General features: G+C 61.8%; 5 protein-coding genes. 1 reads left to right on the top strand and 4 read right to left on the bottom strand.

The genetic code is table 11. The features are described 5' to 3' along the window. Positions 1 to 320: 320 nt before the first annotated feature. The 4 genes from QA640_RS39285 to QA640_RS39270 form a co-directional block, all read right to left on the bottom strand. Positions 321 to 512 (bottom strand): hypothetical protein, encoded by a 192-nt coding sequence (locus QA640_RS39285; protein WP_057743441.1) that lies wholly within the window; start codon positions 510 to 512, stop codon positions 321 to 323. Positions 513 to 946: 434 nt separating this feature from the next. Further along, a complete protein-coding gene (gene groL, locus QA640_RS39280; RefSeq protein ID WP_283037992.1) occupies positions 947 to 2596 on the bottom strand; it encodes a chaperonin GroEL in 1650 nt (549 codons plus the stop codon). Positions 2597 to 2686: 90 nt separating this feature from the next. After that, complete coding sequence (groES, locus tag QA640_RS39275) at positions 2687 to 3001, bottom strand: co-chaperone GroES (RefSeq protein WP_283037991.1); 315 nt, start codon at positions 2999 to 3001, stop codon at positions 2687 to 2689. Between the two features lie 1882 nt (positions 3002 to 4883). Further along, positions 4884 to 5132, bottom strand: coding sequence for a hypothetical protein (locus tag QA640_RS39270; protein WP_283037990.1), 249 nt, complete (start codon positions 5130 to 5132; stop codon positions 4884 to 4886). 1226 nt (positions 5133 to 6358) lie between these two features. On the opposite strand from QA640_RS39270, the gene xopAD reads away from it, so the two are divergent. Continuing rightward, positions 6359 to 12622, top strand: coding sequence for a XopAD/skwp family type III secretion system effector (gene xopAD / locus QA640_RS39265; RefSeq protein ID WP_283037989.1), 6264 nt, complete (start codon positions 6359 to 6361; stop codon positions 12620 to 12622). Positions 12623 to 12794: the final 172 nt, after the last annotated feature.

Genomic DNA, 12794 nt, shown 5'->3' with positions numbered 1-12794 from the left:
TCCAGGGGTCAACGTGGCGGCGGAGGACTTCCCACATGCGGACTTCACACATATCGTGGAATTGGGATGGAAGCGTGGCCGCCAGCCGGCCTCCGATGCCCTGAGCAGCGCCCTGAATAGAAAGGGCTTGCTGCCGACGACATCGATCCAGCGGGCAAGGACAGCGGCTTGATGAACGAGCGGCCCATTAAGAGCTCCATGACAATGAGCTGCTTTGCAATAGTGAGGTTAGATCCTCCGTAGGAATCTGGTCGTTCCTACACCACCGAACTGGGCAAGGAACAAGAGACCCGACCCCGAACATCCGGCGCCGGGAAAATCTATTCGCGCGCAGCGAGTTCAACGATCACGGCCGTGTCGAGGACCTTGCCGGCAAGGTCCTTGATCAAGACCTCGTTCCCAGATTCGGCGAGCTCATTGGCCTTGGCGAGAGCTTGCTTTGCGGAGGAGGCGACAACCACGATGGCACCGTTGCCATTTTTCGAATACACCTGATATCCTACGTCGCTCATCGCCCCTCGCTCACGATGATCTCTAGCGGCCTTCCAGATCGGCGCCTAGTGCAAACGAGACACAGCTTGCACGTCCGGAATATATCGGGGGTCACGCGCTTGCCTGCAAAGGATCTCCTGGCCGGCCGTCGTGCGATAGAGTAGGGGAGTAGAAAAATGCAGCAGGCCCTCCAGAGGATGCCTCCTCAGTAACGGCTTCACGCTTAAACTTTCATTTTGATCGGATCGTTGTTCGCCGGCCTCTTGGATTTGCAGTGAACGGTGCCGTAGCTGGGCGGAACCGAAGGTCACTGTTCTTGCAGCCCGCGAGGTGCAGGAATAATCTTAGTTAGAACAGCTCAAACGATAGAAGCGACGCCGGAAAGGAAGGAGGCGAGCAAAAAAAACCCCGGCATTGCTGCCGGGGTTTCGCATTTCGTTGGGAGCGTCGGGCTTTAGAAGTCCATGCCACCCATACCACCCATGCCGCCGCCAGGAGGCATGGCGGGGCCGGCAGCTGCCTTCTTCGGCAGCTCGGCGACCATGGCCTCGGTGGTGATCAGCAGCGCCGCCACGGAGGAGGCGTTCTGGACCGCGGTGCGCACGACCTTGGTCGGGTCGATGATGCCCTTGGAGACAAGGTTGCTGTACTCGCCAGTCTGCGCATCGAAACCGTAGGAGTACTGGTGATTCTCTAGCACTTTGCCGACCACTACCGAGCCGTCTTCACCGGCGTTGATGGCGATCTGGCGAGCCGGCCAGGACAGCGCCTTGCGCACAATCTCGACACCGGTCTTCTGGTCGTCGTTCTTGGTGCGCAGGCCCTTGAGCGCTTCGGTGGCGCGGAGCAGGGCAACGCCGCCGCCCGGCAGAATGCCTTCCTCGACGGCTGCGCGGGTCGCATGCATCGCGTCATCCACGCGATCCTTGCGCTCCTTCACCTCGACCTCGGTTGCGCCGCCGACGCGGATCACCGCGACGCCGCCTGCGAGCTTGGCGAGACGCTCCTGGAGCTTCTCACGGTCGTAGTCCGAGGTGGTCTCCTCGATCTGCGTCTTGATCTGGGCCACGCGCGCCTCGATGTCGGCCTTCTTGCCGGCGCCGTTGACGATCGTGGTGTTCTCCTTGTCGATCATCACCTTCTTGGCGCGGCCGAGCATCGAGAGGTTGACGTTCTCGAGCTTGATGCCGAGATCTTCTGAGATGGCCTGGCCGCCGGTCAGGATCGCGATGTCCTGCAGCATCGCCTTGCGACGATCGCCGAAGCCCGGAGCCTTGACGGCCGCGACCTTCAGGCCGCCGCGGAGGCGGTTCACGACGAGGGTCGCGAGCGCTTCGCCTTCGACGTCTTCAGCGACGATGACCAGCGGCTTGCCGGACTGCACCACGGCCTCGAGCAGCGGCAGCAATTCGTTCAGCGAGGAGAGCTTCTTCTCGTTGATGAGGATGTAGGCGTCGTCCATCTCAACGCGCATCTTGTCGGCGTTGGTGACGAAGTAGGGCGAGATGTAGCCGCGGTCGAACTGCATGCCCTCGACGACGTCGAGCTCGGTCTCGAGTGACTTGGCTTCCTCGACGGTGATGACCCCCTCGTTGCCGACCTTCTTCATGGCGTCCGCCAGGAACTTGCCGATCTCGGCGTCGCCATTGGCCGAGATGGTGCCGACCTGGGCGATCTCCTCGTTCGAGGTGACCTTCTTCGAGTTCTTCTCGAGGTCCGCAACGACGGCCGCGACCGCGAGGTCGATGCCGCGCTTTAAATCCATCGGGTTCATACCAGCGGCAACCGACTTGGCTCCCTCGCGCACAATTGCGGCTGCAAGCACAGTCGCCGTTGTGGTACCGTCGCCGGCGGCGTCCGCCGCCTTGGCCGCGACCTCGCGCACCATCTGGGCGCCCATGTTCTCGAACTTGTCCTCGAGTTCGATCTCCTTGGCGACGGCAACGCCGTCCTTGGTGATGCGGGGAGCGCCGAACGACTTGTCGAGGACGACGTTACGGCCCTTCGGTCCGAGTGTGACCTTCACGGCACTGGCGAGGATCTCGACGCCGCGCAGCATGCGGTCGCGGGCATCGACGCCTAATTTGACTTCTTTGGCTGACATATTGGTTTCCCTGAGTTGTCTTGGTCTCATCTCACCCTTGGCGGGGCGCCCGCAGGCGCTCCTCAGGGATGAGCGGTGCGAGCAGTGGAATTAGGCGGCCTTCTTGCTCGAAGACAGGTCGGTGAGAACGCCCATGATGTCGCTCTCCTTCATGATCAACAGCTCCTGGCCGTCGACCTTGACCTCGGTGCCCGACCATTTGCCGAACAGCACGCGGTCGCCGACCTTCACGTCGATCGGGATCAACTTGCCAGCCTCGTCACGGCCGCCGGGGCCAACGGCGATGACTTCACCCTGCGAGGGCTTTTCCTTGGCTGTGTCTGGAATGATAATGCCGCCAGCGGTCTTCTCTTCGGCGTCGACGCGCTTGACAACGACGCGGTCGTGAAGTGGACGGAAATTCATGCAGTCCTCCTAAGTATTTGCACGAGTGGACGGTCCTGAATTGCTAGCAATCGAGGCCCGCGAGTGCCAGCGCAGCTTGAAATAGGACAGTGGTTTTACGGGAGCAAGGGTTGGTAGCAAAAAAAATTGGCGCCAGCCCCCGCACAGTGGATGCCGCTGAACGCCGCGCTCATGACGTTGGTGGCAAATTGTGAGACAGCCCACGTGTGGGCGGAGAATGCGCCCGGAAAGTGGGGCTCCCGTCAAAGAGCTGTTCGAAGATAGCCGTATTAGAAAGCCGTTCTCTGGACGGAAGGAAATCACCTCGATGGTCGATTTTCGGGTCCCTCATCCCCTGGTGGACAATGCCGGGGACATTTCGCTGGAGCATCAGCTTCGGATGGATGGCGACACCCGCCGCTGCTATCCCATCCGATAAACGAGGCGGCAAGAGACCGGGCCGCGACGCTCGGTATTGTTGAGGTAAGCAACTGCCTGATGGTGCTTGGCCCTACACGGTCCGACAAGTGGACGAACAATAGCGCGGGTGAATGGCAGCGAGCAGACAAGCCTGCGCTTTATCTTGCGAAGGCTGAGGAGAGCGATCGCAGGTATGCCGAAAGCTCGGCACGTGTAGCAAATAGGACGCCCGATTGGGAGGACGACTACGACTTCATGCAGGCCAGGCAAATCCGGCAGCGAGAGAGGGGCGTTGAGGCTGCTCTCTCCCGCAGACTTGCGACAAATTGTTCGTAAGACCGTATGGTGCGCCCCGATAGGGCCTATTACCAGTGGAGGAAGGATCCGCCCAGAGAGTTGTCGATTGATCTGGTAGCTAACGAGCGGCAATCGGACGATCGAAGCCTCGTGACAAAGATCGCTTTTGGCGGCCGAGCAATCCGGCGGGCCGTAACGTGAGTGAGGCCTGAGCACGCCTCGAAAGTCACAAAGTGAAGCCGTTCAGATCAAATTTTGACCTCTACCACGAGCTTCCCAATCCTCGATCCGAGCTTACACAGGACATCGTTTGGACCAAAGGCGCGCAGGTAACCGCAAAATTCCGTATTTCATGGGGGCGATCCTCGCCGGCGGATGGAGGCCTAGTGATGACTCGACGAGCGAAATGAAAATCGGGATCGGACTGCAACTATGCGCGGGCGAAATCGATCAGCGTGTCTTTGCCCGCACAGCTGGGGCCAACAACGAGAACCAGGTGGCCGCGCGCAGAGGTCATCGGCTCATGCCGCGTTTTTGAGGACGGGGCAGCTCCCCAAGGTAAACTGGGACCGCACGACAAAATCCGCGCTAGAATGTTCCTGAACAAAGAGGGAAAGAGCATCGATGGTGCAGTCTTCGCGGCAACGGGCCGAAGACCGCATCCAACTCTCTCTGCACGTCGGGCCAGCTTTCGGCGGAAACGCGATCGGTCAGGGTCATGTCCAAGCTGAAGCGATCGAAGACGCAAGGATAGCCCCATCACACGAGATGAGTCGTCTCAGTCTCGTCGAGTGGCTGCGCAAATGCCGCTGAAACTCGCCCTGGCTCAGGGGCCCGGAAACGCTCGAACTACTCGATGATGTGCGAGGCAAATCCGAGCAAAGTAGGAATCGGATTTGTGGGAGCCAGTGCGAAGAAGCCGCCCAGCAGGTCCACATGGATCTGGGTCCTCGAGGTAGATCTGTGAGAGGGATCGTCGCATTCTCTCAGCTAGATCTGAGCCAACCGACCCGGACCTGCCAGTCGGGATAGAGACGTTCGCAAGCTACGGGGGTTAGCTGTCGATAGGCTGACGAGTTTCATACAAAGGGCGCACCGCTTGCCAACAGCCGCGGCTTGGAGGATCGGCCGCAATCGGGACAAAACCTCGCCAAGCGCAAGCTTCGGCACGGGCTATGCTGGTCTATCAGGATGTTCCTGATCTCGGCGCACACGACTGCTCGTCCTTCATTGATCCAGCCTGAAACGAGCCGTCGTCCGCGATATGCTCCTTTAACGTGACGGCTAGCTTAATGCACTCTGCACGCACGAGTGAAATAGCTTCTATCGTGTTTAGCGCGACCTTCTCATTGCGTACTCCGCAAATCCCGGAGATCGTTTCCGCGAGGCGCTTGAGATCGTCCGACCCGAGGAAATCAAGCTGCAGGAATTTCACTGCAGCAACCACCTGATCACCAAGCGCGAGACGATCCCCGCGTCCTCGACCGGTACACACAAGCGCACCCGGCCTCGCCATGACCGCCGCAAGAAAGAACTTGATGTCTACGTAGCGTCAGATTGTACGGTCTGAAGCATACAGCCAGCCACTCACTCAGAGGCTTCATGATCGCGAGCAAAGGTTTCAATGTCTCGAGTTCTATGGTGCGCGAGAATCTGTTGCTGCGGAGTCCTGACTCGAAGCCCCTCGCAGCGAATGTGGGGCGGTGGAATGAAGAATTGAAGCCGGACCAGGATGTGCAGTTCAAGATTAAATCCGGGCGTCCCGCTAGGCAATGGGACGAGCCAAACGTTGTTGCCTTCCGACGGGGCAAATTTCTGTCTTTCCCTGTCTTCGGAATTATTTTGAGTCCAAGGTTGCTAAGCGACTCCAAGCCTCCTTAATGAACGGCTCGGATGAACGAACGGATTGTCGCATGATTGCGCTTTTGGCGCGCGCGTGGCCACCTGTTGGCTAGGTGTGAGTAATGCGCGAACTCGGAGTGGCGCGCGCCGAACGTGTTCTTATTCCGGTTGGCCATCTTGGCAATCGGCTTTCTGAAGCTAGAATCTTTGTGGTCAGTGCACCGGAGTCTAGCTCTGAGGCAGCTATGAAGATTCATCTCATCTAGGGAGCGTAGTGTGGAGACCAGCCATAACGATCCGAACTATTGGATGCGGTGGTACGCTGAGCAGCAAGAGCTGCAGCGTGCGCGGCAAGAGCAGGACAACGAGCCTGCGGGTCAAATCGGCTTTGAGCAGCAGTTGGACAGGCTGCAACTCGGCTCCCGGGAGGAGATATCCGCTGACCCTAGTTCGCCCGACACTCGGGCCGCAGAGGCGCATGGAAGTATCCGGCGTACTGACGTTGGTGGTTCGATGCGGATGCCGCGCCGATCCAACCTGCAGGACAATTCGTTCAGTAGCACGCGGTTCAGTGTCGATATTCCGCGCGCTCCCCTTGGCTCGGCTGCAAAGGATTCACAGTCTAACTTGCGGGACAGACCATTCAGTAGCATGCGCTACACAGTGCCATCGGAAGCGCAACCTGCGACGCGGACCAAGGACAACAAGCCCCGTGGACTGTTCTCTCGGGTCAAATCAGGGCTCGGCAAAGCTTTCAGGAAGAGTCGTCGCGAAAAGTTGTCCGACGGTTCGGCGCCGGATATGTATCCAGAGCTTCGCATGGATTTCGTCAAGCGCGACCGTGCCAAGGCGGGCGTCGGCCTTGAGGATTTCAGGGAAACTGCGCGCCGCACGTCCTCGGCGGTGCCGGAGGAAGCCACGCCTGAGCCCGTCCGTCACGGCAGCACCGCCTCCCGCATGTTGCCGGTTACGCAAGGCGCCCGGGCAGACGCCGCGCCAACCACGGAACAGCTTACGGAGTGCGAGCGAGGTCTGCGCCATGATGAGATCGAGCAACTCCGTCAGCTGCGTCGGTATCAGCGCGAGCAACTGCGCCTTGCTGTGCAACCCGACCTTCCACGGGAACATCACGTGCGGCATCCTCGAGCGTGCATAGAATTGGCCCGCGACAACGTGTTGGCAGACCGCAATGGGTACGGCTGGGCGCTGCCATTTCTCGACGGCGGTGCGACGCCAGAGAAGAACGCAGGATGGCTTAACAGGTACTTCCAGATGTTGGCGCGCTCCGCCACTTCTGCACAAAGCGATCAGTATCGACCGGATCTGGAACGCTGCACGGACTTGGCCGCGCACTACTTGGTCAAGACCGACTGGTTCGTAGACGCCCCGCTGCAGCAACTCGTGCATCTGGGTAGCCAGCTTGGCAAGCACCCGGGCAGAGCCACGTGCATGCAGGCCGTAGCTTGGCTCGCCGGTGAGGTGCTGGAACACGACAGCCTGCCGGAGCTGAGTGGCAAGAACCTGGCATTGCTTGCGAACGCTCTGTCGAAGAACACCCGCAGCTATCGCTGCGAACAAGCCGTAGCTCGGCTAGGACGCGTGCTGCTGCGTGAGCGGCTGGACCGGGACCTAACGGCTCAAGGGGCCAGCCTAGTGCTCAACGCAATGAGCAAGTGGTCTGGCAATCCAGACTGCCAGAGCGCTGGCGAACGTCTCGCCGGGCGAATCGCGCACGATGCCGCCTTGATCTGGGAGATGGTGGCTCAAGCGGTCGCCATCTCGCTCAACGCAGTGAGCAAGTGGCCCGACAGTCCTGCCTGTCAGAACGCCAGCGAACGTCTGGCTGAACGAATCGCAAACGATGCAGGCTTGGTGCGGGACATGGACGCACAAAATGTTGCTAACTCGCTCAACGCGCTGAGCAAGTGGCCCGGCAGCCCCGCTTGCCGAAGTGCCGGCGAGTACTTAGGCGAACGGGTCGCGAGCGACGAGGCGTTGCTGCAGGAGATGAACGCCGAAGCGGTTGCCAGCGCGTTCAACGCCGTGAGCAAATGGCTGGATAGCCCCGTCTTCCAGATGACTGTCAGACGCATGGCCGAGCGAATCGCCAATGACGCGCTCCTGGTCGAGGACATGGATGAACGACATCTCGCCAACTTGCTCAACGCACTGAGCAAGTCGCCCGAGAATCGTTCGTGCAGGAAGGCGGGCAGGCGCTTAGCCGAACGGATCACGCGCGACGACACGTTGACGCACGAGATGAACGCGCGAAGTGTCGCCCACTCACTCAACGCGCTGAGCAAGTGGTCCGACAGCCGGATCTGCCGGGACGCGGCCCAGTGCCTCGCCAAGCGAATCGCAGTCGATGCGACCTTGGTCGACGATATGGACGCACAAAATGTCGCCAACACGCTCAACGCGCTGAGCAAGTGGCCCGACAACGAAGTGTGCCGGGACGCAACTGAACGTCTGGCCGAACGGGTCGTGAGCGAGGACACGTTGCTGCAGGAAATGAAGGCGCAAGAAGTCGCCATGTCGCTCAACGCCCTGTGCGGGTCGCCCCATGCGCCCGACTGGCGCTGGGCATCGATCGCGCTGGCTGATCGGGCGGGTGGGCCCGACCTTCCCTGGCGCGATTTCGACATGGCCACGCTTGCGCGGGTCGGCAACGCCTTGTCGCACCTTTCCCACTCAGCAGTGGATACGGAGGACGAGGCGGAGGTTCAAGCGCTCGCGCGCGCGAAGCTTCAGGGGCTGGCCGCGCACCTTGACCTGCATCGGGATCACTTCGGGACGGCGCAAGCCCAGGACATCGCCATGATCTTCAAGGCGATGGTCATTGAACAACTGCAACGCGACATGCGGCCGCTGGCCAGGCCGGCCTTGAACAGGGTGGCAATCCTGTGCCGCGAAACGAACTTGCGCGAGACGGACCTTGAATCGGTGGGCAACCTATGCCTGGGCTTGCTGCCCTTGGCCCGCAGCCAGGAACTCTCTCGCCATCACGGCCAGGCACTGTCCGTCTTCGATGAGATGCAGCCGATCGTCGCGCGCAAGATCGATCGCTTTCTGCAGGGACGGCAAGCCGATGGCGCAGCCACTGTTGCGAGCGCTGCGTCCGCCGACGAGCAGTACACCACGCGCTGCCCGGCACTGACGTTCTATCAGGTGCTCAAGGCGTACGCAGTGGTGAGCAGGCAGTGGAAGCCGCGTAATGTCGAGGGGCAGCGCTCGGCCGTGCGAGCTCGCCGCGAGCAACTGGCCAATTGGGTCACGGAGACGCTCCGGCGCACACGCGAGGTGATCGAGTCAGACCTCGGGCAGACGAGCTGGAACCTCATCGCGCAGATCGAAGCCGGCGATGAAGTGTTGGACGCGCTGGACTTGCACATGCTCGCGCACTTCGAGCAGCTCACGCAAAGCCATGCGCCCTCCGAGTTCAGCGTGCAGGACGTGCATCAAGGCATGCAAACGCGGCCCGGCCGACCCCAACCGCTGGCCCCTGGCACAGGCGACACTAGGCACGTCGTGGTGGACATGCTGGGAAAGATGCTCAAGAGCAACGTGGACGACGAGAGCAAGCCGTACTCTCTGTTTGCGCGCCTGACCGGTCTGCCCCTGGTGGAGGTGCAACTGCCTGGTTCGCTGTCCGCCTTCATGCTGGCGCGCACCTTCAATTTCCTGGGCGAGCCGTGGCGCTTCGATCTGTTCGGCGGCAGTCGCTTGAGCCGAGCGGGCCATCAACGGGCGTCCGGCATCCTGTCCGGCAGCACGGCGGCGGCGTCGCTGCTGCCGGCGGTTCGCTATGCCGACACGGCCCCCGGCAGCGCTCTGATGCAGCTGGCCGCAAAGCTCGCGCCGCAGCGCGAGGACTGGTCGCGCATGCAACGCGCGCTGCTGGAGATGGTGCCGGTCGACCACGTGGTCGAGGGCACGCTGCGCATGGGCTTCATCGACGACGTGCCAGGGCCGCAGCACCCGTTCAAGCTGGCCGGACCAGGCGGCCAGTACATCGCCCTGTGCCCCAATGACGGCTGCGGCTTCCTCAAGTTCGAGGTGGCCATGCGCATTCCCGCCGTCCGCAAGCACTACGAGGCATGGGTGGCAGTGCGCCGAGGTCATGCCAGCGACGAGCAAAGCAAGCTCATAGTCGAAGAGAGCGAGCTCAAGAGGCTGGCACCTCAGGCGCTACAGCACTTCCCATACGACGTGGAAGCTATCGCGGAAGCGCATGAAGCAATGCAACTCCGCCTGCACAACCTGGCCCGGCAGCAAGCAACTTCTGCTGCCGGACAGCCGCGCCTCGGCATCGATGCAACGATGCTCTATGACCTGACCGTCAGCGGCGGCTATGCGGGGCAGAAGATACGTGCCGTGCCGTCCGCTGACAACAAGGTGCATCTGCCGCACCAGCGCAGCGACGCCTTCGACCGTGCAGGCGGCGCGCTGCTGCTCGGCAAGCCGCCGTACGACAAGGAAAACCTGCTGCCGGTGCACGAGGACCGAGTCGCCACCACAGCCCAGGGGGATGCAACAGCTGAATTCCTGTCGAGGTGCTTTGCCATCCAGTACAGCTACACGGGCTTCAACGACGACTCGGGCGAGGATGCCGAGATGCTGCACAGCAAGGGCATGCTCATCATCCCACCCAAGGGGTGCTGGTCGCCAACGCACGAGAACATGGACCTGGTGTGCTCGAAGGAGGACCTGAAGACCTTGTCGCGCTGGATCGCCGGGCGAGACCGCGCCGCCGCCCCGAGCAACATGGTGAGTACCGGCAGCCTGCGCGTCAAGGAGATCGTGCAGCCCGGTCGGCTGGGAGCGTTGCCGATCAATGAACTGCGCAAGCGCAACATGGATTGCGACGGCGATGATGCCTTCATGTATGCCGGTTACCCGAAGCTGGCGACGCTGATCGCGCGCGTGATGGACGAGCGCGCCGCGCGGCGCGGCCAGCCCCGTTCCTTCAAGCCGCCGAAGACGGCCACGCCGGCATTCGACGCTGACAGCGGGCACTATCGGCCGGGGCGTGCGCCCGAGATCCTGGCCGAGCAGCGCGGACGCAGGCTCATGGGCACGGCCAGCACCCTGGCAACGCGCTTCCTCTCGCAGCCCGACGACCTGCGCGAGGCGATGGCGCGCGCCATGATGTTCGGCACGTATGACGGCGTCGAACGGTCGCTGCGAAACGGCCTGAGCGCTGTTCTCGAGAGCACACAGCCCGACCCGCAGGCCCTGCATTCATTGGCGATGCAGGCGTACCAGGCGATCGGCCGCGCGCACATGCCCGATGCGCGAGAGGCGGCCATGCTGCTGTATGGGGAGGTCTTGCGGCATCACCAGGCCTCGGGGCAGCCCACGGCATCGGGGCCTGCCGAGCTTTCCGAAGCGTTGGCGCAACGATTCCCGGACTTGGCCCGGGCCTACGTCCAGGCCGTCGACGTCCCGGCACGCATCCACGCCATCCTGGACAACTACCCGGTCTGCCGGCTGTCGCATGAGCGGTTCCCCGATGGGCAGCCCGGGCTGGTCCCCGGTGAGCCGGAGCTGACGATGCGCAACCTGTTCACCATCGCGATCAAGGTCGGCACCGACGCGCTGAAGTCCGATACCGGCACCGCGCTATTCTCCAAGGTGATCGAGGCATGCGAACGCCAGGAAACCAGGTTCCCTGATCGTGTACGCAACGTGCCTCATGGCAAGGAGACGGCCCGCGCGATGCGCCACAACCGCTTCGATCCCGACCAGGCCAAGGCGGTGTTGCAGCGCATGCCAACCATGGCTGCAGGCGTCATGCATAACGCCGTGCAGTCGCTGCAGCAGGCAGGCATGCTGGCCCCGCCGCCAGCACCGGCTGCAGCACGGCTTGACAAAACGCCTCGAGCGCAAGTCGCCCAAGCCGCAGGTGCGCTGTTCGAACGCGCTCAGCAGATGGATCGCGAGATCACGCCGATGCTGCAGCAGATCGTGTCCACCTTCGGGGCTGATCTCGCCGGCCTGGAACACCGGCAAAAATCCAAGCGCTCGCTGCGCACAAAACTCGATTCGCTGATGGCAGCAAAGAACAAGACGCTCGAAGAGGCCGTTGCCGCTGTCAACGATGCCCTGCGCTACAGCGTGGTGCTTCCGCCGCAGAACTTCACCGAGGGCTGCCGCCGTATCCTCGCGACGCTGGACCAGCAGGGGCATGCCAGGACGGCGCTGACCAACCACTTCACCAAGAGGAACGAAGCGTTCAGCGCGGTGAGCGTCACCCTGCGCAGCCCGGCCGGGACGCCTTGGGAGATCCAATTTCACACGGCCGAAACCTTCGAGCTGAAGGAGCGCTATCACGATGTTTACAAGCGCGCTCAAGACATGCATCTGCACGGGGCATCCCTCGAGCAACGACGCGAGGTCACGCGCGAGGCTTGGCTGGCCTTTCGCGACATCTCGATACCGCCTGGATGTGACGAGATCGACGATTGGCAGGAGCACAGCTACGCACACGGCGCTGAATCATGGAACGCGCCGAGTTACCAAGCCAGCGCCACGCGACCGACTGGCGCGCAGGACTGGGGTGGCGCAAGCCGGCACAGCGCCGCCGCCGCATTTGACGTGCCGTCCGCAGCACATCACCAGGCGCCGGCATTCGCGGGCGCATCGCTGCCTGACTTGCCTGTCGGCCCGTCGAGGTACACGCTCCAAACATTTTTGGGACGATTCAACGCCGACGTGGGACAAGCCAGTGGCCAAGGACTGAATTGCCTTTTGGACACGGTTCTTCAATTTGCCCACAACACGATGCGCCTGGACCACGAAACGCCGCAGACTCGGCAAATTGAACAAGAGGTTCGGTCGTTGCGAAACGCCCTGGTTCAAATGGGCGTAGTCGATCCGCATGGCGAGATCGACCTTTACGGCGCTGAGGGCGTCGGGGTCTTGCTGGCGAACCATCTTGGCGTGCGCATTCAAGCCATCGAGGCAGATGCGGCAGATGTGAATGCCAGGCTGACCGTGCATCCAGTCCTGGGTGAACAAGGTCGACTGGTGCATATTCTACATACGCCGGGGCATTTCCAGCCGCTGTGGCCTCGGCACTAAAAAATGAAAGGCCCAAGCGCCGGCGCCGCTTCCTCGTAGCAAAGCGCCAGCGACTGGGTGATCTTGGTCTACGTGATGGGGCGGCAGCATCATAGGAGTCGCATCGGCGTGCTGCCTGAGAATCGCAGAGAAGAATCCTAACCAAGGCCGCGCACACGTTGATCGTCGCATG

It is taken from the genome of Bradyrhizobium sp. CB82, assembly GCF_029714405.1.
Lineage (GTDB): Bacteria > Pseudomonadota > Alphaproteobacteria > Rhizobiales > Xanthobacteraceae > Bradyrhizobium.
Note: the sequence above shows the minus strand (reverse complement) of the source record. Positions and strands in the feature narration are given on the sequence as shown.

Bases quoted from the DNA above. Each gene is read 5' to 3' on its own strand.
- QA640_RS39285 (WP_057743441.1), bottom strand. From the start codon at position 512: ATGAGCGACGTAGGATATCAGGTGTATTCGAAAAATGGCAACGGTGCC.
- xopAD (WP_283037989.1), top strand. From the start codon at position 6,359: ATGGATTTCGTCAAGCGCGACCGTGCCAAGGCGGGCGTCGGCCTTGAG.
- groES (WP_283037991.1), bottom strand. From the start codon at position 3,001: ATGAATTTCCGTCCACTTCACGACCGCGTCGTTGTCAAGCGCGTCGAC.
- groL (WP_283037992.1), bottom strand. From the start codon at position 2,596: ATGTCAGCCAAAGAAGTCAAATTAGGCGTCGATGCCCGCGACCGCATG.